At 69.7% G+C, this 26,846-nt stretch carries 25 protein-coding genes, 1 tRNA gene and 1 pseudogene; 19 read left to right on the top strand and 8 right to left on the bottom strand.

Annotation, left to right across the window (positions count from 1 at the left end; genetic code table 11):
- Positions 1-206: 206 nt before the first annotated feature.
- From IF23_RS0119880 to IF23_RS0119870, 3 genes are all read right to left on the bottom strand, one after another.
- Positions 207-2,063, bottom strand: coding sequence for a hypothetical protein (locus tag IF23_RS0119880; protein WP_157848043.1), 1,857 nt, complete (start codon positions 2,061-2,063; stop codon positions 207-209).
- 398 nt (positions 2,064-2,461) lie between these two features.
- A tRNA-Pro gene (locus IF23_RS0119875) sits at positions 2,462-2,535 on the bottom strand.
- Positions 2,536-2,642: 107 nt separating this feature from the next.
- The gene (locus IF23_RS0119870; RefSeq protein ID WP_030285509.1) at positions 2,643-3,569 is read right to left on the bottom strand and encodes a metallophosphoesterase; all 927 of its coding nucleotides are present in this window, start codon (positions 3,567-3,569) and stop codon (positions 2,643-2,645) included.
- Between the two features lie 140 nt (positions 3,570-3,709).
- Between IF23_RS0119870 and IF23_RS0119865 the strand changes: the two genes are divergently transcribed.
- Entirely contained in the window at positions 3,710-4,174 is a 465-nt protein-coding gene (locus IF23_RS0119865; protein WP_030285508.1) for a GatB/YqeY domain-containing protein, read from the top strand.
- Between the two features lie 75 nt (positions 4,175-4,249).
- Here IF23_RS0119865 and IF23_RS0119860 read toward each other — a convergent pair whose 3' ends face one another.
- A complete protein-coding gene (locus IF23_RS0119860; protein WP_030285507.1) occupies positions 4,250-6,445 on the bottom strand; it encodes a transglycosylase domain-containing protein in 2,196 nt (731 codons plus the stop codon).
- Between the two features lie 396 nt (positions 6,446-6,841).
- On the opposite strand from IF23_RS0119860, the gene IF23_RS0119855 reads away from it, so the two are divergent.
- The gene (locus tag IF23_RS0119855; protein WP_030285505.1) at positions 6,842-7,183 is read left to right on the top strand and encodes a WhiB family transcriptional regulator; all 342 of its coding nucleotides are present in this window, start codon (positions 6,842-6,844) and stop codon (positions 7,181-7,183) included.
- A gap of 226 nt (positions 7,184-7,409) precedes the next feature.
- On the opposite strand, the gene bagB is transcribed toward IF23_RS0119855, so the two are convergent.
- Both bagB and bagA read right to left on the bottom strand, forming a co-directional pair.
- On the bottom strand, positions 7,410-8,756 hold the full coding sequence (gene bagB, locus IF23_RS0119850) for an ATPase BagB (protein ID WP_030285504.1): 1,347 nt from the start codon (positions 8,754-8,756) through the stop codon (positions 7,410-7,412).
- Positions 8,753-9,775 carry an ATPase BagA gene (bagA, locus tag IF23_RS0119845; protein WP_030285502.1) on the bottom strand — a complete coding sequence of 341 codons (1,023 nt, stop codon included), beginning with the start codon at positions 9,773-9,775 and terminating at the stop codon, positions 8,753-8,755. The genes bagB and bagA overlap by 4 nt, the downstream gene beginning before the upstream one ends.
- Positions 9,776-9,975: 200 nt before the next feature.
- Here bagA and sp36 point away from each other — a divergent pair, with 200 nt between their 5' ends.
- The 4 genes from sp36 to IF23_RS0119825 all read left to right on the top strand — a co-directional run bounded on the left by sp36 (position 9,976) and on the right by IF23_RS0119825 (position 12,467).
- Positions 9,976-10,134 (top strand): Sp36 family protein, encoded by a 159-nt coding sequence (gene sp36, locus IF23_RS33625; RefSeq protein WP_020129281.1) that lies wholly within the window; start codon positions 9,976-9,978, stop codon positions 10,132-10,134.
- Positions 10,131-10,595 carry a RidA family protein gene (locus IF23_RS0119835; protein ID WP_030285500.1) on the top strand — a complete coding sequence of 155 codons (465 nt, stop codon included), beginning with the start codon at positions 10,131-10,133 and terminating at the stop codon, positions 10,593-10,595. The genes sp36 and IF23_RS0119835 overlap by 4 nt, the downstream gene beginning before the upstream one ends.
- A gap of 151 nt (positions 10,596-10,746) precedes the next feature.
- Complete coding sequence (locus tag IF23_RS0119830) at positions 10,747-11,640, top strand: NUDIX hydrolase (RefSeq protein WP_030285498.1); 894 nt, start codon at positions 10,747-10,749, stop codon at positions 11,638-11,640.
- Entirely contained in the window at positions 11,637-12,467 is an 831-nt protein-coding gene (locus IF23_RS0119825) for an MBL fold metallo-hydrolase (RefSeq protein ID WP_030285495.1), read from the top strand. The genes IF23_RS0119830 and IF23_RS0119825 overlap by 4 nt, the downstream gene beginning before the upstream one ends.
- A gap of 25 nt (positions 12,468-12,492) precedes the next feature.
- Here the strand turns inward: IF23_RS0119825 and IF23_RS0119820 are convergent, their stop codons facing one another.
- Positions 12,493-13,305: a nucleotidyltransferase domain-containing protein gene (locus IF23_RS0119820; protein ID WP_030285493.1), complete on the bottom strand. Its 813-nt coding sequence runs from the start codon at positions 13,303-13,305 to the stop codon at positions 12,493-12,495.
- 208 nt (positions 13,306-13,513) lie between these two features.
- Positions 13,514-14,188, bottom strand: a complete 675-nt coding sequence (locus tag IF23_RS0119815) for a Crp/Fnr family transcriptional regulator (protein ID WP_006604164.1) — start codon at positions 14,186-14,188, stop codon at positions 13,514-13,516.
- A 440-nt stretch (positions 14,189-14,628) separates the two neighbouring features.
- Here IF23_RS0119815 and IF23_RS0119810 point away from each other — a divergent pair.
- The 13 genes and pseudogenes from IF23_RS0119810 to IF23_RS0119750 form a co-directional block, all read left to right on the top strand.
- Positions 14,629-15,363: pseudogene (locus tag IF23_RS0119810) on the top strand (endonuclease III domain-containing protein); the annotation flags it as partial.
- 154 nt (positions 15,364-15,517) lie between these two features.
- Positions 15,518-17,338: a recombinase family protein gene (locus tag IF23_RS0119805; protein ID WP_030285491.1), complete on the top strand. Its 1,821-nt coding sequence runs from the start codon at positions 15,518-15,520 to the stop codon at positions 17,336-17,338.
- 692 nt (positions 17,339-18,030) lie between these two features.
- Entirely contained in the window at positions 18,031-18,384 is a 354-nt protein-coding gene (locus IF23_RS32835; protein WP_030285490.1) for an HNH endonuclease, read from the top strand.
- A 382-nt stretch (positions 18,385-18,766) separates the two neighbouring features.
- Positions 18,767-19,210, top strand: coding sequence for a phage terminase small subunit P27 family (locus tag IF23_RS0119795; RefSeq protein WP_030285488.1), 444 nt, complete (start codon positions 18,767-18,769; stop codon positions 19,208-19,210).
- Between the two features lie 90 nt (positions 19,211-19,300).
- Positions 19,301-20,782 carry a terminase large subunit domain-containing protein gene (locus IF23_RS0119790; RefSeq protein ID WP_211266180.1) on the top strand — a complete coding sequence of 494 codons (1,482 nt, stop codon included), beginning with the start codon at positions 19,301-19,303 and terminating at the stop codon, positions 20,780-20,782.
- Positions 20,783-20,817: 35 nt separating this feature from the next.
- Positions 20,818-22,158 carry a phage portal protein gene (locus IF23_RS0119785; RefSeq protein WP_037678777.1) on the top strand — a complete coding sequence of 447 codons (1,341 nt, stop codon included), beginning with the start codon at positions 20,818-20,820 and terminating at the stop codon, positions 22,156-22,158.
- Complete coding sequence (locus tag IF23_RS31450) at positions 22,121-22,858, top strand: HK97 family phage prohead protease (protein WP_051739725.1); 738 nt, start codon at positions 22,121-22,123, stop codon at positions 22,856-22,858. Before IF23_RS0119785 ends, IF23_RS31450 begins: the two co-directional genes overlap by 38 nt.
- Positions 22,840-24,033, top strand: a complete 1,194-nt coding sequence (locus IF23_RS0119775) for a phage major capsid protein (RefSeq protein WP_030285480.1) — start codon at positions 22,840-22,842, stop codon at positions 24,031-24,033. Before IF23_RS31450 ends, IF23_RS0119775 begins: the two co-directional genes overlap by 19 nt.
- Before the next feature lie 65 nt (positions 24,034-24,098).
- A complete protein-coding gene (locus IF23_RS0119770; RefSeq protein WP_030285478.1) occupies positions 24,099-24,464 on the top strand; it encodes a hypothetical protein in 366 nt (121 codons plus the stop codon).
- Positions 24,465-24,473: 9 nt separating this feature from the next.
- Complete coding sequence (locus tag IF23_RS0119765; RefSeq protein WP_030285476.1) at positions 24,474-24,908, top strand: hypothetical protein; 435 nt, start codon at positions 24,474-24,476, stop codon at positions 24,906-24,908.
- Between the two features lie 12 nt (positions 24,909-24,920).
- Complete coding sequence (locus IF23_RS0119760) at positions 24,921-25,937, top strand: phage tail tube protein (RefSeq protein WP_051739724.1); 1,017 nt, start codon at positions 24,921-24,923, stop codon at positions 25,935-25,937.
- Between the two features lie 6 nt (positions 25,938-25,943).
- On the top strand, positions 25,944-26,378 hold the full coding sequence (locus IF23_RS0119755) for an HK97-gp10 family putative phage morphogenesis protein (RefSeq protein ID WP_030285472.1): 435 nt from the start codon (positions 25,944-25,946) through the stop codon (positions 26,376-26,378).
- A gap of 2 nt (positions 26,379-26,380) precedes the next feature.
- Positions 26,381-26,701 carry a hypothetical protein gene (locus tag IF23_RS0119750; protein WP_211266179.1) on the top strand — a complete coding sequence of 107 codons (321 nt, stop codon included), beginning with the start codon at positions 26,381-26,383 and terminating at the stop codon, positions 26,699-26,701.
- Positions 26,702-26,846 lie beyond the last annotated feature (145 nt).

Genomic DNA, 26,846 nt, shown 5'->3' with positions numbered 1-26,846 from the left:
TTCTCTCGCATGCCTCCCTGTCCGCACGGAAGAATTCCACCGGGGTCGAGGCGTCGTACCGTCTCCCCGCGAGCGGCCACTACTCCGGCGCAATGCGATCATTCGTTCGGTTTACGAGGGGTGTGCACGGCCGGTGCGCCTACCAGGGGCGGCAAGGTGGCGCCCCTGGCTGCTCCTCGACCGCCGGTAGGTACCGGCGTTCCCGGCTACTTGTACGGAGGCTTGGGCCAGGACGTTCCCTTGGTGGCCGCGTCGAGGAGGTCGCCGAGGCGGAGCCAGGCTGTGGGACCCACGTTGCCGGCGGGGCTTGCCGCGAACCGCTGCCAAGCTTTGGTGCTGTCGCCGAGAGAGGCGCATACGACTGAGGTGACGGCTGGGTGCGCTGCTTGGCCGCGGGGGCCACTGGCCTTGAGCGCGGTCCAGGCGGGCAGGGCACGGATGACCTCGGTGCTGGTGGTGGGCAGACCCAGCACGGCGTCCGCCCACGCCGTACGGAGGTTCGGGCCGCCGCCGAGATGGCGGCGGAGGTTCTGGGTGAGGTTCAGCAGGGCGTGCTGAGGTGCGGAATGGTGATGAAGTACGTCGGCGAAGGACACCTCGCGGCGGTACGTGCGTGAGGCGAAGGACAGCAGAGCTTTCTCCACAAGGCTGTCGTCGCCCTGATGCCGACGCACGAATTCAGCGAAGACGGTGTCGGGCGCACCGGCGAGATCGCGCACGGTGACGTGTTCCGGCGCGCCGAGGGAAGCGGTCCGGACTGAGCCAGGATCCGGCATGGGTCCAGCGATCATCCGCTCGATGGTGTCGAGGAGTTCACGCGCCTGCTGGACGTCCGAAGCCAGCTCGTACCTGCCGTACTCCCGTCTCCCCGCCAGCCCCCGCTTCGCATCCCGGCAGATCAGCCGCACCTGCTCCGTCACGTCCGGGGTCACCACGGGCAGATGCTTCAGCAGATCGCACACCCAGCGCAGATCCTTCGCGGAGTTGATGGGAGAGTCCGGATCGGGCTCCCACAGCGCCAGCACGACAGCTGCCTGTTCGGCGAACTGCCGGGCCAAGGATGCCAGCTGATCTGCGGTGGCTCTCCAGGGATGGGGGCGACCGTACTGCTGTGCCTGGTCGGGGTTGAGGAGGTGGCGCCACCTCCGTTCGGCCGCCCATGCGGTGTGAGATATGGCAGCACGGCAGCCGAAGCGCAGGCGATACGTGCTATCTGACAGGTAGTAGTCGATGTGTTCGCGGTCCTGGGGGCTGAGTTCCGCCAGGTCGCTCGCGAAGTGCTCCCGCACCTCCTGCTCCGTCGCCCCCTCCCGGCGCATACGGCACATCCGGGTGGTGAGTACGGAGTCCGGGAAGGACGCGAGGTCGTCCAGGGCGATCTCCTCAAGGAGTTCCGGCTCGACGTCCCACGGGATGCCGCCCAGCAGGTGCTCCCGGACGATGTACCCGGCATCGTTGTCGTCGGACCAGGTGACGAGCAGCCGGTGGTGTTCGGGATGCGTGGTCACGACCCGTTTCCACACGGTGCGCCACGCCTGCTCGGCCGCTTTGTGCCGCTCCAGCCACGCCGATGTGTCCTCCCCCTCGCTCTTGTCGAAGGAGGGGTAGGACGGCAGGAGTTCGAGGGCCGCAGTGATGACGGTGGTGTGCAGCCGGTGCTGCCGCAAGACCAGTTGCGCATCGGATGGAGCGTCGAGGAGGCCGACGGTCATGCTCTGCCGGTGTGGCTCGCGTTCGTGAAGAGCATGGGCGATGGCGTCGGCCAGGACGTCGCCCGCCTGGGGCGAACCGAGGAGCCCGAGCTGGGCGGCGGTGCACTGCCTCAGCGACTGGTATCGCAGTTCCGGTGTGCACGAAGGGTGTGAGAGCGCTGACAGGGCGAGATCCATGGCCGGTCCGTACAGCGGATCCGACTGCGGAGGCTTCCGGGCCAGATCGCTGTCGACCGCGGCCTTCAGGAGCCATTCCGGAGCGGAGTCGCGGTAGGGGCCGCGCAGCAGCGCTTCCAGCAATGTCCGCCGCTCCGGCCCGTCGTCCATGGACCGGGCCTGCTCTGCAGCCATCCGCGAGGGCGGATCATCTGTGCTGCTGTCCGCCGTGAGCGCGCACAGGAAGTTCAGGGGAAGGCCGGGCGCGGCCCCGCTGGTGTCCATATGGTTCCGATCCTGGTCCAAGGACTCGCTGAGTGCGCGTCCGAGCGGCCACCTGTCTTCTCGGCGCCGAAGCCAACGGCACGTCGCTCCTGGACCGGGGGCGCTTTCCACATGCTGCCGGACGGCACTGACACCGGACGTTGCCGGATGGCGCTCCGAGGGACGCGGGCGGCCAGCCATCACGCCACGCTGTGGCGTACCTCACCATCGCTCAGGAATCGGTGCCCGAAGTTGTCTCCGGAAATAGAGAAACGGATCAGGGGCCTGACCGCTTTCGCGGATCAGGCCCCTGATCTCTGTTCCTTCAGTCGGGGTGGCGGGATTTGAACCCACGACCTCTTCGTCCCGAACGAAGCGCGCTGCCAAGCTGCGCTACACCCCGAAGCAACGAGCTCTACTTTAGCGGACTGATCCCCAGAGGTGAAATCCGGTTCCGGGGGACCGGTGCGGGGCGCCCCACCTGGGGTTCGTCGGGCGCCCCGCGGAGGGTCACTCCTTGGCGGTGAGGGTGAGGAGGGTGGCCTCGGGCGGGCAGGCGAAGCGGACCGGGGTGTAGCGGTTGGTGCCGCAACCGGCGGAGACGTGGAGGAAGGAGGTCCGGCCCTCGGCGGTGTGGGTGGACAGGCCCTTCACGCGGTTGGTGTCGAGATCGCAGTTGGTGACCAGCGCCCCGTAGAAGGGGATGCAGAGCTGACCGCCGTGGGTGTGCCCGGCGAGGATCAGCGGGTAGCCGTCGGCGGCGAAGGCGTCCAGGGAGCGCAGGTACGGCGCGTGGACGACGGCCAGGGAGAAGTCGGCGCCGGTCTCCGGGCCACCGGCCACCTCGGCGTAGCGGTCGCGCTTGATGTGCGGATCGTCCAGACCGGTCAGGGCGATCTCGACGCCCTCCAGCTTGAGGTGGCCGCGGGTGTTGGACAGGCCGACCCAACCGGCCGCGTCGAACGCGTCGCGCAGCTCCTCCCACGGGTTGTGGACGACGCCGACGGCGGGGGCGTTGCCGTTGAGACCGTGGCGACCCTGGACCTTCTCGATCAGGTAGCGGGCCGGGTTGCGCAGCTTGGGGCCGTAGTAGTCGTTGGAGCCGAAGACGTAGGCGCCGGGGAACTCCATCAGGGGGCCGAGGGCGTCGAGGGTCTCGGGGACGCCCTCGGGGTCGGAGAGGTTGTCCCCGGTGTTGATCACGAAGTCGGGGCGGAGCCCGGCGAGCGACTGCAGCCAGCGCTGCTTCTTGCGCTGGCCGCCGACCATGTGGATGTCGGAGACCTGCAGGACGCGCAACGGCCGCATGCCCCGGGGCAGTACGGGTACGGTGACGCGCCGCAGGCGGAACGAGCGGACCTCGAAGCCGGCGGCGTAGGCCAGGCCGGCCGCGCCGACTGCGGTCAGGGACAGGGGAACTCCGTATCGCGCGCGCATGGTTCCATCGTCGCAGAGTGCCGGGGCCGTGGCGGCAGGGGCGGAGTCCGGGCGTTCCGGCTGTTCACGCGGGTGACGGCGGGTTGTCGGGCGGGGAAAAGGCGCGACGGTTGCCGGTGGGGGCGGGCATACTCGACGGCATGACCACGCTCAAGTCCAGACTGCAGGACGACCTCACCGTCGCGATCAAGGCGCGCGACGAGCTGCGCTCCGCCACCCTCCGTCTCACGCTGACCGCCATCCACAAGGAGGAGGTCGCGGGCACCGAGGCGCGCGAGCTGTCCGACGCCGAGGTCGAGAAGATCATCGGCCGGGAGGCGAAGAAGCGCCGCGAGGCCGCCGAGGCGTTCGACAAGGGCGGGCGCGGCGAGTCGGCCGAGCGGGAGCGGGCCGAGGGCGAGATCCTCGCCGACTACCTGCCCAAGCCGCTGACCGATGACGAGCTGGAGGAGCTGGTCGCCGCGGCGGTCGCCGAGGCCACCGGCGCCGGTGCCGAGGGCCCGAAGGCCATGGGCGCCGTCATGAAGATCGTCAATCCGAAGGTCGCGGGCCGGGCCGACGGCGGCCGGGTCGCCGCGATGGTCAAGAAGCTGCTGGCCGGCTGAGACGCCGACCGCCTACGCCGAAGGGGCGCCCTCCCCGCTGGGAAGGCGCCCCTTCGGCGTGCTCGGCCGGTGGCCTCAGTGGTGCTGCTTGAGGCGGTCCAGTATGTCGCCGGGGAGGTGCCAGCCGCCGCCCGGCTTGTTGCCGTGGTTGCCGGGCTTCCCCGGCTTGCCCTTGCCCTTTCCGGGCTTGCCCTTGCCGTCGTCCGCCGACTTGTCGTCGCCGGGGTCGTCGATCTGGACGGTCGGCAGACCCGGTGCCGGACGTCCGGCGAGGGCGCCGTTCATCGCGTCCCGCCAGATGGGGCCGGGGGTGTCGGCGCCGTAGACCTTCTCGTGGAAGGTGCCGCCGATGGTGATGTTGAACATCTTCCGCTTGTGCATCGGGTCGCCGACCCAGACGGCACCGGCCATGTTCGGGGTGTAGCCGACGAACCAGGCGGCGTAGCGGCTGTCGCTGGTGCCGGTCTTACCCGCGCTGTCCCGGCCGCTGAGCCCGGCCTCCTTACCCGTACCGTCCTCGACCACGCCCTTGAGCAGGGCGTTTATCGTCTTGGCGGTGTTCTCGGACATCGCCTGCTTGCAGTCGCTCCGCGGGACGTTCATCGGCTTGCCGGCCGCGTCGGTGATCGAGGCGATGGCGATGGGGGTGCAGTAGGTGCCGTTGTTGGCGAAGGCGGCGTACGCGGCGGACATGGTCAGCGGCGACATCTCCTGCACGCCGAGGGTCATCGACGGCACTTCCTGGATCGGCTTGCCGTCGGCGCGCTCGATGCCGAGCTTGTCGATCATCTTGACCGCCGGGCAGATGCCCATGTCACTGATCAGCTGCACGAAGTAGGTGTTGACCGACTTCGCGGTCGCCTCCTTCATCGCGTACGGGCCGACCTCCGACTTGTTCTCGTTCTGCGTCCCTTCGTGGCCCTGCCACTCGCCGTTGCAGGTCTGCACCGGGCTCGGGTACTGCATCCGGTACGGCGAGGAGTACTCCTGGTACGGGCTCATGCCCTGGTCCAGCGCGGCGGCGGCGACCAGCGGCTTGAACGTCGAACCGGGCTGGTAACCGGCGCCGCCGCCCATGTCGTGGTTGACGGAGAGGTTCAGCACCGTCTCGTTCTTGCCGAACCCGTAGGGGCGGGACTGGCCCATGCCGAGGATCTTGCCGGTGCCGGGCTCCACGATCGTCGCGGCGCTGGCGACCTGGTCGTCGCTGTGGACATGACCGCCTATCGACGCCTGGACGGACTTCTGGGTCTGCGGGTCCAGGGTGGTGCGGATGGTCAGACCGCCCTGGTTCCACCGCTTCGCGCGCGCCTTGGCGGTCTTGCCGAACGTCTTGTCGTTGAGGAAGACGTTGCGGACGTAGTCACAGAAGAAACCGGCGCCGTCGGTCGCGGTGATGCAGCCGCTCTTGGGGCGGCTGACGGCCAGCTTGATCGGCTGCTTCGCCGCCGCGTCGGCCTCGGCCTGCGTGATGTCCTTCAGGTCGGCCATCCGCTGGAGCACGGTGTTACGGCGGCGGGTGGCCTCGTCGCGGTTGTTGAGCGGGTCGTAGCGCGTCGGGGACTGCACGAGACCGGCGAGCACCGCCGATTCGCCGAGGCTGAGGTCCTTGGCGGACTTGCTGAAGTACCGCTGCGCGGCGGCCTCGACGCCGTACGCCTGCTGTCCGAAGAAGGTGATGTTCAGGTAGTTCTGGAGGATCTTGCGCTTGCCCAGCTCCTTCTCCACCTGGATCGCGTACTTCAGTTCCTTGATCTTGCGGCCGATGGTCTGCTGCGTGGCCTGCGCGACCTTGTCGGGGTCGTTCCCGGCTTCCTCGATGAAGACGTTCTTCACGTACTGCTGCGTGAGCGTCGAGGCGCCCTGGGAGACACCGCCGGACTGCGCGTTCTTGTTGACCGCGCGCAGGATGCCCTTCATGTCGACCGCGCCGTGCTCGTAGAAGCGCGCGTCCTCGATCGCGACGATCGCCTTCTGGACGTACGGCGACATGTCCTTGAGATCCACGACCGTGCGGTCACGGGAGTAGATCTTGGCGATCTCGGTGCCGTTGGCGTCCTGGACGATGGTCCGCTCGCTCAGCGGTGGTGCCTTGAGGTCCGAGGGGATCTCGTCGAACCCTTCGACGGTGCCCTTGGCCGTGAGGCCCAGTGCTCCGGCGGCGGGAAGGGCGAGACCCGCGAGAACGGCTCCGGCCAGCACGCTGACACCCAGGAATTTCGCGGCCTGCTGGGTCTTGCTCAGACCCCTGCCGTCGCGCTTCTTACCCATGAGGGCACCCTACGTTCTCAATCGCCGGACAGGGGCGCAACTGTTCGCCTACGCTGTTTCACATCTGTCACAGCGGAGCTTTCCGCCCCAGCGCGCCCGTCCTCCCCCTTCCGGTCCACCGCGCGTGGGGTCGCGTCCCGAACATCCGCTCGTGTCGCCGGATTTCCGGTATGCCCCCGGCGACCTGCCCTGCGATGCGAGAAAAGCGACGTATGCCGCTCGCTCACTCCGTTGGGTGATCTGCCGCGTACGCATAGTCCGTTAGGACCATTCAAGATTGGGCCCGAAGGGGGTGTTGCGCCCTGCCTGCCTTCCGTAACGTCCTCAACTGGCAACGGTGAATATGCCGCTTGCCGCCGTGGGGGAGCCTCGAATTCGGGAGAGGACGGCGCCAGCATGAGCTGGGTAACCGACTGGAACGCACAAGCAGCCTGCCGCACCACCGATCCGGACGAACTCTTCGTCCAGGGGGCGGCCCAGAACCGCGCCAAGGCCGTGTGCACCGGATGTCCGGTACGCACCGAATGCCTTGCCGATGCGCTGGACAACCGGGTGGAGTTCGGCGTCTGGGGCGGCATGACCGAGCGCGAACGCCGCGCGCTGCTCCGCCGCCGTCCGACCGTGACGTCATGGCGGCGCCTGCTGGAGACGGCGCGCACCGAGTACGAGCGCTCCACCGGCATGCTGCCCGTGGAGTGCGAGGACGAGACGTACGACACCTACGCGGCGGTCAGCTGACCCGAAGACTCCACGGCCACCGGACCGGCGACGCGTCAGGACGCGAGCCGGGCCGTGAGTTCGCCGTGGCGGTGGTGGTTCTGTCGGGACGGTAGTGGGTCTGTCGGGGCGGTGGTGGATCTGCCGTGTCCGTGAGTCCGCCGGGCCCGTACGGCGGCAACGTCGCGCGCCTGGAAGGTGAGTGGGGCGAGCCGGGCGTGTCTGCGGGGCGGTCGGGGCGGCGGTGTCAGTCGGATGTGTCGGTGTGGGTGGGGTCGAGGGCGAGGCGGGCGCCGATCAGCCGCAGACCGTCGAGGTCGTGGACATCACCGGGGAGCGCGGCGATCTCGGCGACCGGGACCTCCGGATGCAGAGCGGTGAAACGATCCCGCGTACGGCGTTCACGGGCGAGCACCTGCATACGCTCGGCGTGCAGACGCAGAAGACCGGCGGCGAGTTGCTCGGCGGAGACCGGGGGGTGTCCGGCAGGCGCCGCCGGGGCGGGAGAGGGGCCGTCGGCGGTACCGGAAGCAGCCTTCCCGTCGCCGTGATCCACAATGCCGTCCGGTGCAAGATTTTCCGCCTCGCCCGGGGCGCTCCCGGCGCAGGCGTCGGGCCCGTCCTCCTCCGCGGCGCGGTCGGTCAGCGTCTCGGCGGCGGCCAGCGCCCGCTCCGCGCTCAGCTTCGCCGCCCCGCTGCCGTGCACGCGGTTCAGCACCAGACCGGCCAGCGGCATCCGCTCGGCCGCCAGCCGCTCGACGAAGTACGCCGCCTCCCGCAGCGCGTCCCGCTCCGGCGCCGCCACCACCAGGAACGCCGTGCCGGGCGCCTGGAGCAGCCGGTACGTGGCGTCCGCGCGGGTGCGGAAGCCGCCGAACATCGTGTCCATCGCGGCGACGAACGTCTGGACGTCGCGCAGCAGTTGGCCGCCCATCAGCTTGCTGAGGGTGCCCGTCATCATCGACATGCCGACGTTGAGGAACTTCATCCCGGCCCGCCCGCCGACCTTCGCCGGGGCCATCAGCACCCGGATGAACTTGCCGTCCAGGAACGACCCGAGGCGCTTGGGCGCGTCCAGGAAGTCCAGCGCGGAGCGGCTGGGCGGGGTGTCGACGATGATCAGATCCCATTCGTCGCGGGCGCGGAGCTGGCCGAGCTTCTCCATGGCCATGTACTCCTGCGTGCCCGCGAAACCGGCCGACAGGGACTGGTAGAAGGGGTTGTCCAGGATGGCCCGGGCGCGGGCGGCGTCCGCGTGCCCCTCGACGATCTCGTCGAAGGTGCGCTTCATGTCCAGCATCATCGCGTGCAGCTCGCCACCGGCCGCGCCGTCGACGCCCTTGACCTGGCGGGGGACGTTGTCCAGCTCGGAGATGCCCATGGACTGGGCGAGCCGACGGGCCGGGTCGATGGTCAGGACGACGGCCCGGCGCCCGCGCTCCGCGGCCCGTACGCCCAGCGCGGCGGCCGTGGTGGTCTTGCCGACGCCGCCGGAGCCGCAGCACACCACGATGCGGGTGCCGGGGTCGTCGAGCAGCGCGTCGACCTCCAGCCACGGGGCCGGGGCGTCCAGCGTCGGGTCGTCGGCGGTCATATGGGCCCCTGTCTCCGCAGCTCCCTCGCCAGGCGGTAGAGACCGGCGAGGTCCACTCCCTCGGGGAGCAGCTCCAGCTCGTAGGTGGGCAGGCCGAGGGCGGTCAGCTCGGCGTGCTCGGCGCGCTCCAGATCGACCCGCTCGGCGTGCTCGCGGGCCTGCTCCAGCAGCGGGTCGATCAGCCGCTCGGCCAGCCCGCCGCGGCGCGCCCCGCCCAGCCCCGCCTGGGACAGTGCCTTGGCCACGCCCGCGCGGGCGCCGCGGGCGGCGATGTCGAGATCGCCGGTGCCGAGCACGGCGGGGCGGGTCATGTTGATGACGACGCCGCCGACCGGGAGCCCGGCGGCGCGCAGCTCCGCGATGCCGTCGGCGGTCTCCTGGACCGGCATCTCCTCCAGGAGCGTGACCATGTGCACCGCGGTCTCGGGGGACTTGAGGACCCGCATGACCGCCTGGGCCTGATTGTGGATCGGGCCCATCTTGGCCAGGCCCGCCACCTCGTCGTTGACGTTCAGGAAACGGGTGATGCGGCCGGTGGGCGGGGCGTCCATCACCACCGCGTCGTAGACGTACCGGCCCTGCTTGTCCTTGCGGCGCACCGCCTCGCACGCCTTGCCGGTCAGCAGGACGTCCCGCAGACCGGGGGCGATGGTGGTGGCGAAGTCGATGGCGCCGAGCTTCTTCAGGGCCCGGCCGGCGCTGCCGAGCTTGTAGAACATCTGGAGGTAGTCCAGCAGCGCGCGCTCGGCGTCGATGGCGAGGGCGTGCACCTCGCCGGGGCGGCGCCCGCCGCGGGCGGCGTCACCCGCCGCGGCGCCGTCCGGGCCGGGGGCCACCGCGATCTTGCGTTCCTCGTACGGCAGGGCCTCGGTCTCGAAGACCTGGGCGATGCCCTGGCGGCCCTCGACCTCGACCAGGAGGGTCCGGCGTCCCTCGGTGGCCAGGGCAAGGGCGAGGGCAGCGGCGACCGTGGTCTTTCCGGTGCCGCCCTTGCCGCTGACGACATGGAGCCTGCTCACGTCAAGGAGCCTAACCAGTCCCCGCCGCGGCTACGCACGGGCCGACCCCGGATCCGTCCCGGAGACGGTCCCCTACGGGACGGGGCGCCGGATACGGGAAGGGCGCCCGCGGCGGGCGTTCCGGGCGGAGAGCGGCCGTGGCCGCAGCGGTGGGGGCGGCGGCGTCCGGGGCCGTCACCGGCAGGTATTACGCTCGCCCCATGACCAAGTGGGAATACGCGACCGTGCCGCTTCTCGTACACGCGACGAAGCAGATTCTGGACACCTGGGGCGAGGACGGCTGGGAGCTGGTCCAGGTCGTTCCGGGCCCGAACAACCCCGAGCAGCTGGTGGCCTACCTGAAGCGGGCCAAGGCGTGAGCGCCGTCGAGACGAGGATCGCTGAGCTGGGGCTGAAGCTCCCCGAGGTGGTGCCGCCGCTGGCGGCCTACCAGCCCGCGGTGCGCTCCGGGAAGTACGTCTTCACCTCCGGCCAGCTGCCCATGGTGGACGGCGCGCTGCCCGCCACCGGCAAGGTCGGCGCCGGTGTGACCCCGGAGGCGGCCAAGGAGCTGGCCGCGACCTGCGCGCTCAACGCGCTCGCCGCCGTGAAGTCCGTCGTCGGCGACCTGGACCGGATCCAGCGCGTCGTCAAGGTCGTCGGCTTCGTCGCCTCCGCGCCCGACTTCACCGGCCAGCCCGGTGTCATCAACGGCGCCAGTGAGCTGCTCGGCGAGATCCTCGGCGACAAGGGCGTCCACGCCCGCTCCGCGGTCGGTGTGGCGGTGCTGCCGCTCGACGCGCCCGTCGAGGTCGAGATCCAGGTCGAGATCGCGGAGTAGTCCGCGCCGCCGGTCGTCCGTACGCCCGGCCGCTCCGGGGAACCGGACGCGGCACGGGCGGACGGCCGGGCCGTGTCCGCCGCGCCCGTGGTGGCCGGGGTGCCGAAAAGAGCCCCTCGAACATCCGCGCGTGAGCGCATAGCATCCGGCCATGTCGTCGACCAATGGCCAGTGGTATCCGCCGGAGTGGCCGGGCCTCATCCGGGCGCTCGTGAACGGCGAGCTGACCCCCGCCGAGCCCCGGCGCGCCGCGACCGTCCTGCTGCTGCGGGACGGCGACGGCGGCCCCGCCGTCCACATGCTGCGCAGACGCGCCTCCATGGCCTTCGCCGGAGGCGCGTACGCCTATCCGGGTGGCTCCGTGGACCCGCGCGACGAACGGCCGGTCGCCTGGGCCGGGCCGTCGCGCGCCGCGTGGGCCGCGCGGCTGGGCGTCGACGAGGCCGCCGCGCAGTCCGTCGTCTGCGCCGCGGTGCGCGAGACGTTCGAGGAGTCCGGGGTGCTGCTCGCGGGCCCCTCCGCGACGACCGTCGTCGCGGACACCACCGGCGACGACTGGGAGGCCGGACGCGCCGCCCTCGTCGCCCACGAACTCTCCTTCGCCGACTTCCTCGACCACCACGGTCTGGTGCTCCGCTCCGACCTGCTGGGCGCCTGGGCGCGCTGGATCACCCCCGAGTTCGAACCGCGCCGCTACGACACCTGGTTCTTCGTCGCCGCGCTCCCCGAGGGCCAGCGCACCCGCAACGCCTCCACGGAGGCGGACCGCACCGTGTGGACCCGCCCGGTCGACGCCGTCGCCGGATACGAACGCGGCGAACTGCTGATGATGCCGCCGACCCTCGCCACCCTGCGCGCCCTGGAGCCGTACGGGTCCGCCGCCGCTGCCCTGGAAGCCGCCGGGCGGCGCGATCTGACGCCGGTGCTGGCCCGCGCCCGGCTGCGCGACGGCGCGATCGAGCTGAGCTGGCCGGGGCACGAGGAGTTCACCAAGCACATCGCCCCGGGCGCCCCGGGCGACGCCGGGGAAGGAGACCTGGCATGACCGACGCGGCAGCGCTCCCCGGGCAACCCCGGGGCGCGGTGGTCTCCGGACCGGCCACCGACCGCGCCCGGTGCGTCCTGGCGCCCAACCCGTCGGCGATGACCCTGGACGGCACCAACACCTGGCTCCTCGCCGAACCCGACTCCCCGCTGGCCGTCGTCATCGACCCCGGGCCGCTCGACGAGGGCCATCTGCGGGCCGTCGTCGACGCCGCCGAGCAGGCGGGCAAACGCGTCGCGCTGACCCTGCTCACCCATGGGCACCCCGATCACGCCGAGGGCGCCGCCCGCTTCGCCGAGCTGACCGGTACGGCCGTCCGCGCCCTGGACCCGGCGCTGCGCCTGGGGGACGAGGGGCTGGGCGCCGGTGATGTGATCACCACCGGCGGGCTGGAGCTGCGCGTCGTGCCCACCCCGGGGCACACCGCCGACTCGCTCTCGTTCCATCTGCCCGCCGACGCCGCCGTCCTGACCGGCGACACCGTCCTGGGGCGCGGCACCACGATGGTCGCCCACCCCGACGGACGCCTCGGCGAGTACCTGGACTCGCTGCGCCGCCTCCGTTCGCTCACCGTCGACGACGGGGTGACGACGGTGCTCCCCGGGCACGGCCCGGTGCTCGACGACGCCCAGGGGGCGATGGAGTTCTACCTGGCGCACCGGGCCCACCGGCTCGCCCAGGTGGAGACCGCGGTGGAGAACGGCCACCGGACGGCGTCCGAGGTCGTCGCCGCGGTCTACGCCGACGTCGACCGCTCCCTGTGGCCCGCCGCCGAACTCTCCGTATGGGCGCAGCTGGAGTACCTGGGGGAGCACGGGCTGATCTGACGCGTCCGGGGGCGCCCCGGGCCGCTCAGGGGCGGGGTGCCTTCGGGCCGTGGACGGCCAGATACTCGTCGGCCAGCCAGGGCGCGAGATCGGCCAGCAGCGTGTCGAGCAGCGCGGGGTGGTCCGCCGGGGCGTGGGCGGCGCGGGCCGCGGCGCGCATCTGCTCGGCGCGCGCCGGGTAGTAGCGGCCGAACACCTCGGCCATCTCGGTCAGATCGCTGGTCCAGCCGCCCCACCGCGGCATCACCAGCGTGAAGCCGGTACGGACCAGATGGCGGCTCATCCCGCGGGTCAGCCGCCGCCGCTCCGCCTCCGTACGCGCCGCCGCGGCGCGCTCGCGCATCCCGGGCAGCAGGCGGAAGAGGTCGCCGTTGGTCTCCCGGGCCAGCAGCGTGGTCGGACGGTAGCGGGGCAGCCGTTCGCCCAGGTCGGGGCCGGTGAGCGGGGTACACAGACAGGCCACGAACCAGCCCAGGTCGTACCGCTCCACCTCGCTCAGCAGCCGGGGCACGCCCTCGACCAGGACCCCGGCGCCGTCGATCTGCGGGAACTCGGCGTCCAGCTCCGCGCCCAGCGCGTCGGCCGTGGCGTGGTCGTCCGGGGTGGGCGGGGTGTGGAGCGCGAGCAGCAGATCGAGGTCGGAGACACCGGGGACGGCGGTGCCGCGCGGGATGCTGCCGTAGAGGTACGCGCTATGCAGCCGGTCGCCGAAGCGCGCGGCGCTCCGCTCGCGCGCGGCCGCCACCACGGGGGCGAACGCGTCGGTGATCCGGGAGAGCGCGCCCTCCCGGAGGAAGCAGCCGTCCTGGTCGAGCCCCGGGCCCGTGGAGTCGGTCATGGCGTCAGCATGACGACGCGTCCGACGGCCGGGCCACCGGATTTTCCGGCCGGGAGCGCGGGCGCTGGACGCGTACATGCCCACTCAGACGCCGTATACGGCCGCTCAGGCGGTTTTCCCGGCCGCGGCGACTCAGGGGCGCGGCGCGCGGGTGAGCGGCGCCGTACGGGCCGGGAGCGGGGCGCCGCCGCGGGGGCGGCGCCCGGGGTCAGCGGGAGCGCTTCGCCAGCCGCTCGACGTCGAGGAGGATCACCGCACGGGCCTCCAGGCGCAGCCAGCCGCGGCCCGCGAAGTCGGCGAGGGCCTTGTTGACCGTCTCGCGGGAGGCGCCGACCAGCTGGGCCAGCTCCTCCTGCGTCAGATCGTGGACCACGTGGATGCCCTCCTCGGACTGCACGCCGAAGCGGCGCGACAGGTCCAGCAGGGCACGGGCGACCCGGCCGGGGACGTCCGAGAAGACCAGGTCGGACATCTGGTCGTTGGTCTTGCGCAGGCGCCGGGCGACGGCGCGCAGCAGGGCGGTGGCCACCTCGGGCCGGGCGTTCAGCCACGGCTGGAGGTCGCCGTGGCCCAGGCCGAGGAGCTTGACCTCGGTGAGGGCGGAGGCGGTGGCGGTACGCGGGCCCGGGTCGAAGAGCGACAGCTCACCGATCAGCTCGCCGGGGCCGAGGACGGCGAGCATGTTCTCGCGGCCGTCCGGGGAGGTGCGGTGCAGCTTCACCTTGCCCTCGGTGACCACGTACAGGCGGTCGCCGGGGTCCCCTTCGTGGAACAGGGCGTCGCCGCGAGCGAGCGTGACCTCTCCCATCGAGGCGCGCAGCTCCGCCGCCTGCTCATCGTCGAGCGCCGCGAAGAGCGGTGCGCGCCGCAGAACGTCGTCCACGAGATCTCTCCTTGTCGACATGCTCCGGGGGACTGTGGTCCCCATCATGCCGGAATGCAAAACAGTGCGATCAATCACAAGTTTGCCGGACCGATGGCCCAAGCCCTACGCCAGGGGGCCGATCGGGGTGGTGAAATCCGGTGATCGAGTCGGATGTCGGTGGGTGGTCGTAGTCTGGCCGAGTGTCCAACACGCCGGTGAGAGCACGGGACGAGGGGGGCTGAGCGAGTGACCGCCGAACGCGATTCCGCTCTGGGCGAACGGCCGCCCGTGAACGCCCCGGAAGCGAACGTAAGCACCAAATCGCCGGTCCCGCCGGGGCACGGTCGGCAGGCCCCGCGGAGGCCGCGGACCCCCGGCCCGGCGCGCACCGCGCGCCGCCCGGCGGCGGACCCGGTACGGAAGTCGGCACGGCACGAGTCGGTACGGAAGAGGGCGGCGTGAAACACCCAGCGAAGACGACGGAGACGACCGCACCCCCGGCCGGGCGGAACGGAGCGGAGGCGGCCACGTCGCGGGCGGCGGTCAAGAAGGCGGCGGCCAAGAAGGCAGCGGCGGGGGCGCCCGCCGAGAAGGCGGCTGCCGAGAAGACGACGGCCGAGAAAACGGCTGCCGGGGCGGGCGCGGCGAAGAAGACCGCGGCGAAGAAGGCGACGGCGAAGAAGACCGTGGCCAAGAAGGCGACGACGGCCGCCGCCGGGAAGACCGCCGCGAAGAAGACGACCACCGCGAAGAAGACGGCCGCCACCAAGACCGCCGCCGGTAAGCCGGAGTCGCGGGTCGCGCTGGTGCGGCGGGCGCGGCGGATCAACCGGGAGCTGGCGGAGCTGTATCCGTACGCCCACCCGGAGCTGGACTTCACCAACCCCTTCGAGCTGCTGGTCGCGACGGTGCTCTCCGCGCAGACCACCGATCTGCGGGTCAACCAGACCACCCCGGCGCTCTTCGCCGCCTGCCCCACCCCGGAGGACATGGCGGCGATGGACCCGGAGCGGCTGGAGGAGCTGATCCGGCCGACGGGCTTCTTCCGGGCCAAGGCACGGTCGCTGCTCGGCCTGTCGGCGGCGCTGCGGGACCGCTTCGGCGGTGAGGTCCCCGGCCGCCTGGAGGACCTGGTCACGCTGCCCGGCGTCGGCCGCAAGACCGCCAATGTCGTGCTCGGCAACGCCTTCGGGTTTCACCGTTCGGGACTACGGTCCGAACGTGCCGCTGACCTGTGCATTCCCTACGGTTCGCATAGATCAGCGGCATAGATAGGCAATCGGCTCCTTAGTCCCTAGGTGCAGCGCCCCAACGGGCCACGGCACCTACGAGACAGGGAGACCACCGATGGCCCTGGCAACCTTCGCGCCCGCTCGCCCGGCGGGCTTCGCCCCCCACGACCTTCCCCAGATCGAAGCGACTGCCGCCAGCTACGTCCGGCAGTCGTCCGCGAAGGCGGACAAGACCGAAGCCTCACCGATGGTCCAGCGGGAGGCGAACGAGGCTGAGACCGTCAGGCGCGAAGCCCGGTTCTTCCGCCACTTCGAAGACATTGGCGTCTCCGGCTGGAACCCCGACGCTTACCGTGAAGGCTTCGAGGCCATGCTCACGGCGGCTCGTAACCGGCTCTTCAACATGCTCGTGGTGTACGACGTGAGCCGCTTTTCCCGCCGGGAGGTAGCCGACGCCATCCCGATCGTGACGGAACTCCACCGCCTGGGCATCACCATCGTCAGCGTCATGGACGGTGTCTTCGCCCCGCGCGACACGATGGCGCTGATCTACCTGATCATGCGGCTTGACGCTGGGCACCAGGAGTCACAGAAGAAGAGCAAGAAGGTTCGGGCCGTCAAGGTGGCTCAGCGGTCTCAGCGGAGCTGGCTGGGCGGGCAGGCGCCGTACGGCTTCGAGTCGGAGAAGTACCTCAGCCCTGACAGCAAGTACCCGCTGTACCGGCTCGTGCACGTCGTGAAGGAAGCGATGAACCTGCGCCGCATATGGGCGACGATCAAGAAGTACATGCACGTCCCGATCCGGCCTCGCAAATTTCACCCTGGGTCCCTCTCCGGTATCTGCACCGACATGAACAAGCGGGGCGTCCCGACGAAGGGCCAGAACATCGGCAAGGAGCGGACGCGGTCTCAGTGGTCGGTCCGCACGCTTAAGGGCATCCTCATGAACCCGGTGATCGCCGGAATGAGCGCGGAGCCCATTTACCGGGTCAAGGAGGACGGCACCCAGACAAAGACGGTTGTGGGGTACCGGATTCACCGGGACGAAGACGGACGTCCGGTGATGATCTGCGAACCGATCATCCCGCCGGCTGAGTGGTACGAGCTTCAGGACTGGCTTAGCGGCCGTGGTCAGGGTGAGGGGCTGGCCCGGGGTGAGTCGCTTCTTTCGGGGCTCCGGGACGTGGAGAAGGAGCCTGTCTCTGTCTGTGAGTGCAATCGGCCGCTCAAGGGTCTCAACAGTGGGCCCAAGCCGGTCTACAAATGCACGCGGGCCAGTCAGGCGGTGCCAGTGGATGGCGAGCACGAGAGTGGCAACAGCGCCATGCAGTCGCACGTTGACGACTTCGTAGCCCGGAAGGTGTTCGCCCTGATCCAAGACGCCACGCGTAGCGACCCGGCGGCGGAAACCGTGCTCGCCGTCCGGGCCGCAACCACGGTCTTCTCTCAGGCCAAGGAAGACCCGAAGACGGCCGCTGAGCGCCACGAGCTGAAGGCGGAACGGGACGATGCCCAGCGGGCCATTAACGAGCTGTACGACGCACTAGACGCGGGACTGTACGAGGGGCCCGTTGGGCGGGAGAGGTTTCTCAAGCGGAAGACCAACATTGAGGGCCGCCTTGAGCGGGCGAAGACCCGTTTGGAGAGCCTGAGCGCTCCGGAGACGGTAGAGCTTCCCCTTTCGGCGTGGCTGCACAACGACGGGGATTCGACGGATCCTCTGGGTGAGGGCTCGTGGTGGGCTTCCGTAGGGTTGGACGAGCGGCGGAAGTTCATAGCGATGTTCGTCCGGCGCGTCACCATCAAGAGGGCGACCAAGGTCCACGCGGGGCGCGTCAAGGGTGGGTACAAGATTGACAATCGCGTTGCCGTGGAGTTCGTCCGGCCGGTCAAGGCGGAGGCCCAGTCAGCGGAAGCCTTCGAGCTGAGCGCGTAGCGCCTGGGTGGGGTCGGGCCTTCGGGTCTGGCCCCTTTTACCAGCACAGTTATTGACATGTACCTGACTTATGTGCTTCGGCGGTGGGGTGGGGTGCAGATTGCCCCGGTAAATCCACTACAGAGGGTCAGGCAATCGGACACCCAGTAATAATGAGTGACGAAGTGATGGAATGACGAAGAGTTCTAATCCATCTTACGAACTCTAAATATCTCTTCTGTGGTAGCAACCCAGACCGGCCCGCCACTCCGTCACTTCGTCACCGGGCCCGCCATGAGCCCCCGCGCGGCCCACCGGTCCCTGGCCCCGCCCAGGCAATCCACTCACTAGATACAGGGTGAGGGCGGGATACCGCGCACCCTTCCGGCTACGCGCCTTTCGGCGGACTGAGACCCCCCTCGCCTTGTACCCGTGCGGCTCCCCGGTGTGGTTCTCCACCTGGGTTCTGAGCCCCGGGCTATGACCCGCCTGACCCAATTGGTAGAGGTGCGCCGTACCGGCCCCGGTGACGGGAGATCCGGAGCAACCGGCAGAGTTCCCGGTTCGATCCCGGGGGCGGGTCCTGGCCCACGCCGCTCGTGGGGGCGCCTGATCCGTCAGGCGGAGCGGCGTGGGTCTGCTTCTTTCAAGCGGCTCACGTGAGTCGGTAGGGGGGCTCCCGGCAGGGGGGCCATGCGCGTACCGGGGGTGCCATGCGCACGCGTTGTCTGGACTGTCGGGCGTACGCCACCCATGCGGGCCGGTGTGCTGAACACCACCGCGCCTACGAGTCAGGCCGCTCCGTCCAGTCCCACCGCAAGCGCCGTGAGGCCATTGCCCGGGGCAACGCTGCGGCGGCTCGTCTGCGCCGTGCGCTGAAGCGTGCGGGCCGTGGCTCGTGTGCGCGGTGCGGCCTGTCCTTCCTGGCTTCGGCCATCGACGTGGACCACATCGTTCCGCTGTCGCGTGGCGGTGAGGACGTGGACGGCAACGTTCAGCTCCTTTGCCGCACGTGCCACAAGGCGAAGACGCGCGTGGACATGGGTTACACGTCTCCACCCTTCTGAGGGAGGGGGAGAGCGGCCCGGAAGTTCCGGCGCGTGCCCGCTGGCGATCCCGGCCCCAGCTCGGATAACGCGCCCTAGGTGCGGCTCCGTTTTTGGCGGCCCGTCCTGGCGCTGACCTGGGTGGACGCTCCGGGAGGACTTCGAGAACGAGCCCGTTAAGCACCCGGTAAGCCCCCTGAACATGCCTGTTCCGCCCGTGCACCCCGCGCCCCGCACCACCCGGAGCGGACTGAGGGAGTCGTGAGGCGGGACGCCGGAGGACGCGCCGCTTGGCGGTGGTCGTGCTCACGAGCTTGGCGCCGGTGGCGCTGCCCCTCCGGCATCCGTCCCTGAGCACCGCACCCGCTGAGGGAGTCCAACTCCCCGCTGAGGTAGGTGTCCGATGTCCCGCGCGAAGTCTCCGGCCCAGCGAACGGGCAACCCGAACGGCGCCGCTTCCCCGGAGGCTGCCCCGGTGGTCTACGAGGGCCGTGCCCCGCGCGTGCCGGGTCACCTGAAGGCGCCGGGTCGCGAAGTGTGGCGGGCGGTCTGGCAGGCGGGCAGCGGGGCGTACAGCCCCGACACGGACCGCAACATCATCCTGCGGTACGCGGAGTTGCACGACCGACGGGCGGACCTCCTGGCGCTCATCGACGCTGAGGGCCTGTCGGTCGTGGGGTCCACGGGGCAGCCGGCCATTCACCCGGCCATGCGGTACGTGGAGACCACGGAGCGCGAACTACGCGCCATCGAAACAGCCATTGGCTTCAGCCCGGAAGCGCGGATGCGCCTGGGCATCGTCGCGGCGGAGGCCCGCCGGGTGGCGGCAAGTCCCGCCGACTTCTGACCCGGGGGGTGTCGCATGTGGGACGGGCTTGATCCTGTCATCGCGCGACACATCCCCGCCGGGGCCGACTTCGCGTCGGAGGGCCACCGCGTGGCCAACTGGATTGAGAAGTTCTGTGTCCTGACAGGCTCGTTCGCCGGTCAGCCGTTCACCCTTCTCCCCTGGCAGCGCGAACTACTCGTTGACGCCTACCGCCTTGAGCGGGACGCCTTCGGACGGTGGCGCCGCAAGCACCGGACCGCCGTGGTCTGCGTGGCCCGGAAGAACGGCAAGTCAACCCTTGCCGCCGGGATCATGCTGTACCACCTTGTGGCGGACCGGGCGGACACCCAGCGCCAGATCATCGCTGCCGCGAACGATAGGGCGCAGGCCCGTATGGTCTTCGACGCGGCCAAGTCCATGGTCCTGGCCTCCCCGAAGCTCTCTGCGGTCTGTGAGGTCCAGCGGGACATCATCCGCTATCAGGACTCCACCTACCGCGTGGTGTCCGCTGACGCGGGCCGCCAACAGGGTCTGAACCCCAGCTCCGTCAGCCTGGACGAATACGCCTTCGCCAAGAGCGCGGACCTGTTCGACGCGCTGACGCTGGGGTCCGCCGCCAGGCGGGAGCCGATGTTCTGGATCATCAGCACCGCCGGCCCCGACCCTGACGGGCCGTTCGCCCAGCTCTGCACCCAGGGCGAGCGCGTCAACGCCGGGGAGCTTGAGGACCCCACGCTCTTCTACCGCTCGTGGGGCCCACGCGTCGGGGACACGGTGGACCACACCGATCCGGAGGTCTGGGAGCGGTGCAACCCGTCCTTCGAGATCTTGAACGTGGCGGACTTCGAAGCCGCTTGCCAGCGCAGTACGGAAGCGTCCTTCCGGATCTACCGGCTCAGCCAGTTCGTCCGGGGCGGTAGCTCGTGGCTGCCTCACGGCCTTTGGGACTCCCTGGCCGTGGACGATGAACTCAGCCCCGGCGACGCCGTGGTCCTGGGCTTCGACGGCTCATGGAAGGGCGACTCAACAGCGTTGGTCGCCTGCCGCGTTCACGATCTGCGCGTGTTCGTCCTTGGGCACTGGGAGGCCCCGGCGGATGACGCCCACTGGCGCGTTCCCATGGCGGACGTGCGGGACGCCCTCCGCTCCGCGCTGGACACGTACAAGGTCCGCGTCCTCGTGGCCGACCCGTACCGCTGGGAGGAGAGCCTTGACCGCCTTGAGGCGGAGGGCCACCCGGTGGAGGCGTTCCCGACCAACAGCCTGAAGCGGATGATCCCCGCCACCCAGGCGGTCTACGACGCGGCCCGGGACGGACGGCTCAGCCACGACGGCACCCCGGCGCTTGCCCGACACATCGGCAACGCCGTTCTGCGGGAGGACCGGCACGGGGCCCGCATCACCAAGGAGCACGCTTCGAGCCGCCGGAAGATCGACTTGGCCATTGCCATGATCTTGGCCGTTCACGGCGCGGTGCTGTGGCGGGAGGACAACCCCGGCTTCGTTGACGCTCCGATCCTCGCCACCTGGGAAGCAGGCGGTGAGGTCTTCGCCTTCGGCGGTTCAGCCGAATTCTTCGACGATCTGTGAAGCCCGCCTCTGCGCGCGGGCACGGGGGTGGGATCGTGGGCTTCTGGTCTGCGCTGTTCAAGCCCCGCGCTGAGACGCGGGCCAACTGGGAACCGGACACGGATCTTTACCCCTTCCCTGGGGTGGTCTCGTCCGCCGGCGAGCGGGTCAACGCGACCACGGCACTTCAGGTGTCGGCGGTCTTCGCGTGCGTCCGGATCTTGTCGGAGACGATAGCCACGCTGCCGGTCTCCGCTTACTCGCACCGGGGCGGGGGCCGCCGGGAGATCACCTCTCCAGCGTGGCTGGACTATCCCACGGCGGAGCCGGGCGGGCTGGGTCGGATCGATCTGATCTCTCAGATCGTGTTGTCTCTTCTCCTTGAGGGCAACGCCTATCTGGCCGTGCGGTGGTCGGCGGACAACACCCGGATCGTGGGGTTGGATGTACTGGACCCGTCCCGCATCGTGACCCACGCGGTGGTGGTGGACGGCTCCCGGCGCAAGGTCTTCGAGGCGTTCGACATCGACGCGGACGGCAACGAAGTAGCCATCGGCTACTTCACGTCCCGCGAGATCCTGCACATCCCCGGGATGATGCTGCCGGGTGAGTTCACCGGGGTCAGCCCCATCAACTACGCGCGGGAGTCCATCGGGCTCACGCTCGCGGCGCAGACCTTCGGGGCGAAGTTCTTCAACAACGGTGCCGTGCCGTCAGCCATCGTGGAAGTCCCCGGCGCCATGAGTGAGGAGGGGCTTGCCCGCGCCCGGGAGGCGTGGCGTTTGGCCAACTCCGGTCCGGAGAACGCTCACCGTGTTGCGCTCCTGACGGAGGGGGCGCGCTTCTCGAAGGTGTCGTTGAGCCCGGATGAGGCCCAGTTCCTTCAGACCCGGGCTTTTCAGGTCCCGGAGATCGCACGCATCTTCGGCGTGCCGCCTCACCTGATAGCGGACGCGTCCGGCTCCACGAGCTGGGGGAGCGGTCTGGCCGAACAGAATCAGGCGTTCAGCATGTTCAGCCTTCGGCCGTGGCTGGAGCGCATCGAGGCGGGTTTCACCCGGCTCCTGTTCGCGGAGACCGCCGACCGGCACAAGTTCGTGAAGTTCTCCTTGGACGGAATCCAGCGGGGCGCCCCGAAGGAGCGGATGGAGCTGTACTCCCTGGGCCTTCAAAACGGGATCTATTCCATTGACGAAGTCCGGGCCGCTGAAGACATGGAGCCCTTGCCCGATGGGCTGGGTGCCGCGTATCGCGTGCCGCTGAACCTGGGTGACGTGTCCGCCGCCGACGAATCCCCTGCACCACAGACGGAACTGGAGGACCCAGCTCCGGACGAGACCAACGAGGGGGACGAAGACGATGACGACGGAGACCCGGAGCCTGAGCGCTCCGGCTGAGATCCGGGCCAACGGCGACATGACCACGATGCGCGGGTACGCGTACCGGTTCGGGGAGCTGTCCCACGACCTGGGCGGGTTCCGGGAGCGCATCGCGCCGGGGGCCGGGATGGCCTCCCTTGAGCGCAACGACGTGGTGGCCACCTTCAACCACAACATGGACCGGGTTCTTGGCCGGCGCTCATCCGGCACGCTCCGCGTGGGTGAGGATGACCACGGTGGTTGGTACGAGATCGACCTACCGAACACGACCACGGGCCGGGATCTGGCCGAACTCCTCAAGCGCGGGGACGTGAAGGGATCTTCCTTCACCTTCCGCGTGGCCAGGAGCGGTCAGCGCAGGGCCGGTACGGACCCGGAGACCGGTCTCCCGATCCGGGAGATCACCGAAATGGACGTGGCCGAACTGGGCCCGGTACTCACCCCGGCCTACCCGACCACTGACGCGGCACTTCGGTCCATCGGGGCAGTGCTGGGCGTCGAACTCCGCGCCGCGAAGCCGGACGACGAAGACCCGGAGGAGTCCGAAGAGGACGAGCCGGAGAAGTCGCCGGAGGGCACGGACGAACCGGCCGGAGGGCCGGAGGGGAAGGACCCGGACGAGCCCGAAGAGGACGAGCCGGACAAGCACAAGGACGCGCGTGCACTGGCCCGCGCGCTCAGTACCACGGGGGGAACCACATGGACGCTACGACCCTGAGCGCGAACTTTGAGGCGCGCGAGCGGGCCACCGCCGAACTCCGGTCGCTGACGGAGGAGTTCGCGGGCAAGGAGATGGACGCGGAGTCCCGGGGCAAGGAAGCGAAGCTCCTGGACGCCATCGCGGATTACGACGGCCGGATCAAGCGGGGCATTGAGGTTCTGAAGTCCGGCGAGTCTGTCAGCGCCCTCATACAGGGGCTGAACGGTACCGGCTCGAAGAAGGAGACCCAGGACAAGCTTGCGGAGGCTGCCGCCCAGCTCCGTTCCCTGGGCGTGAACCAGTCGGTGGCGTTCGCGCCGGAGTCCCGCGCGGGCATCGACACGAAGAGCAACCCGGGCAACACCGTGATCGCGCGGACCCTGTACGGGCGTCTTCTGGCGGAGGCTGTGGAGCGCTCCACCGTCATGCGGGGTGGCGCCACGATCCTGACCACGTCCAGCGGTGAGCCCATGGACTTCACCGTTGTTGTGGGCCGGGCCCAGGCGAGCATCGTCAACGAGGGTGGCAACATCCCGGAGTCGAACCCGACCACGGTTCAGCGATCCGTTGGCGCGTTCAAGTACGGCTACGCGTCCACCGTGTCCAGTGAGTTCGTCCAGGACCAGGCGCTTGACCTTGTCGGCTTCCTGGTGGGCGACGCAGGCCCGGCCATCGGCGCGGGCATGGGCGCGCACTTCCTGACCGGCTCCGGCACGAACCAGCCGAAGGGCATCATCACCGCCGGTTCGCCTGCTGCCGCGACGTTCACCGCCACGGCGAAGGACGCGGCGGTCAGTGACGCGCTCATTGATCTGTACTACGAGCTGCCCAGCTCCTACCGGGCGGGCGCGGCCTTCGTCGTCTCCGACAAGGTGGCGGCCCAAATGCGCAAGCTCAAGGACGGTCAGGGCCAGTACCTGTGGCAGTCGTCCGTGCAGGTGGGGGCCCCGGACACCTTCAACGGTCGCCCGGTCCTCACCGACGTGGGTGTTCCGGACGACAAGGTGACCTTCGGGGACCTGTCGAAGTACACCGTCCGCCTGGCGGGCCCGCTCCGCGTGGAGCGGTCCGTTGACCTGAAGTTCCTCTCTGACCAGATCGTCTACCGATTCCTTCAGCGGGCGGATGGCCTGCTTGTCGATGAGCGTGCGGTCAAGGTGCTCACGGTCGGGGGCGGCGAGACCGCCAAGTAGCAGTACCGCCGACCGATGAGGGGCAAGTGACTCGCGTGAGTCGCTTGCCCCTGCTCTGGGGGATCATGTCGTACGCAACTGTTGCTGAACTGCGGGAGCTGGACGGTCTGGAGGACACGGCCCTTTTCTCTGACGCGACGCTGAGCGACGCGATCGACTACGCCGTTGAGACCGTCGAAACCTACTGCGGCCGGAAGTGGGAGGGCGTTGACGCTGCCCCGGAAACGATCCGGTGGTGTGTCCGCCGTATCGCGCGTCAGTACCTGTTGGATCTTGTGTCCCGGGTGCCGGACCGTGCCCTTCAGCTTCAATCCGAATTCGGATCGATCCAGCTTGCCCAGGCGGGCGGCAACTGGCGGCCTACGAGCCTGCCGGAGGTCAACGCCCAGCTCAACCGGTACCGGGTCCGGCTGCCGTTCATCTTTCTCTAGGGGGCCGTCGTGTCGTTGATCTTCAACGCCAAGGTGGCGCTCTTCGAAGCGCTCCGGGCCGTGGTGCCCGCCGGGGTGCAGTGCACTTTCGCGGAGAGGGGCCAGTCCGACCGGCGCCGCCAGATCTGGATGGGCGCCACGGTGGACGAGGAGCTTGAGCCCGTCGCCATGCGCGCCGGACCGCGCAAACCCACGGCCGTAACCGGCTACGTCGAAGCCCACGCGGTGGTGATCGTCCCTGGCGACCCGATGGCCGCTGAGCGGGGCGCCTACGAGCTGCGTGAGCTTGTGGCCGACGCCTGCCGCGCCGTGGACCGCGCCGCCGTGGCGGGGCTCGTGGACCTCCGCCCGGAGTCGTCATCCGTCGAGACCGCCGAAACCACCGACGGGGCGTACAGCGCCCTGACCGTCCGCGTGAGAGTGCGCGGACGCACCACGACTTAGGGGGGAAGTCGCATGGCGCTTGACGCTGCCATTGGCATTGGAGAAGAGGCCACCTACGGCACGCCCGCCGAATCCACCATCGGGTACGAGGGGAAGGCGGACTCGTGGAAGGTGGCCAAGGAGTTCATCGAGTCCGTGGGCTTCCGGAGGGGCATGCAGACCGCCCGTGCGGACCGCCGCAACATCATTCAGATGGGCGGGGAGGGTGAGCTTGAGGTTGACCTCCTGGACGTGGGCGCCGCCGCTCTCCTGTCCGCCGCGTTCGACAAGCACACCTTCACCGACACGGCCACGGCTCGTGTCCACACCTTCGAGACCGCCACGGTGAGCGGGGCTCCGTCGTGGACGGCTCAGATGATCCGCCCCACTGTCGAAGGCCAGGATGTGGCTTACCGGCACGTCGGCTGTGTCGCCACTGAGTGGGAGCTGACCGCCGAGACTGAGAACGCGGTCACGCTCAACGTGTCCTTCGACTTCCAGGACGTGTCGCACAGCACCGCGCCGGCTGAGGCGCTGCCCATCGACTACCCGGCCCAGGCCCGCCCCTACGACTGGTCGCGGACCGCGCTGACCCTGACCCGGGGCGGCTCCGCCGTGGCGCTGGACGCCTCGAAGTTCTCCATGACCGGTGACCTGGGAATGAAGACGGACCGGCGGTTTCTGCGGGGCACGGCCCTGAAGAAGAAGCCGGTCCGCGCGGCCGTCCCCACGTACGAGGGAGAGCTTGAGGGGGAGTTCACCGGGGAGTCCCTGAAGCTGTACGAGGCGTTCGTTGCCGGTGAGGTGGTCTCCCTCCGCGTGGACCTCACGGGCCTGACGCCGGGCACGAGCTTCCGCGTGGAAGCTCCGGCCATCCAGTTCACCGGGGAGTCCCCGGAGGCATCCACGGACGACGTGACGGCCCACACCCTTCCCTTCCGCGTGCTGGACCCGGGCACGGGCGAGGCCGCGATCACGGCCGTCTACACGGAGCCGAAGCCCGCAGACCCGGCGCCGCCCAAGGCAACCGGCACCCCAGACAAGGGGTGAGGCCCGATGGCACGCACGTCGGCGTACACGGTCCGGGTGACCGGACTCCGTGAGCTTCAGAAGAACGTCCGTCGGCTCAGGAGCCGGGACCTGAACAACTCCGTCCGGGCCGCGAACAAGGCGGCGGCGGAGGTGGTGAAACCGGAAGCGGAGTCAACGGCCCCGAAGGGCAGGCGGGACGCGAAGTCCAGCAAGCGCTACAAGCCGGGGAAGTTGGCGAAGTCCGTCAAGGTCACCGCCTCCGCCAAGGGCGCCGCTGTGAAGGCGGGCACGGCCGCCCGTGTCCCGTACGCGGCTGCAATCCACTTCGGCTATCCACGGCGGCACATCCGGCCGAACCGGTTCCTGTATCGAGCCCTTGCGCGCAAGGGCGCCGAAATTTCCGAGACATACGAGCGCGAGATCAGCGCCGTGGTCCGTCAGCACCTTGAGGGGGACTAACTGTGGGACAGAAGAAGCGACCGGTCCGAACCGTTCAGCAGACGGCTCCGGCCGCGAAGGCGGTGGGCGGGGAGCTGGGGGAGATTCTTGCCCTTGATCTCGACAGCCTGTCGATCGACGAGATCGACATCATCGAAGAGGTGACGGGCGCCCCGCTTGACGAGCTGCGTAAGCCCGGTCGCCGTCGGGGCCCGATGCTGCGGGCCATGGCCGTGGTCGTCAAGCGCCGTGAAGATCCGTCGTTCTCGCCCAAGGACGCGGGACGGCTCCGGCTGGAGTTCAAGGGGAAGGCGAAGCCGGACCCTACCGGGCACAGCGCGTAGTTCTCTGCGCCCGGCTCGTGTCCCACTTCCGTGGGCTCACGTGGTCGGACGTGCGGTCCCTACCCCTGCGGGACTTCAACGCGCTGGTTGACCAGATGTCGGCGGACATCGAAGCGCAGAACAAACAGAGCCGACGCGCGTCACG

The organism is Streptomyces catenulae, from assembly GCF_000718015.1.
Taxonomy (GTDB): Bacteria; Actinomycetota; Actinomycetes; order Streptomycetales; family Streptomycetaceae; genus Streptomyces; species Streptomyces catenulae.
Note: the sequence above shows the minus strand (reverse complement) of the source record. Positions and strands in the feature narration are given on the sequence as shown.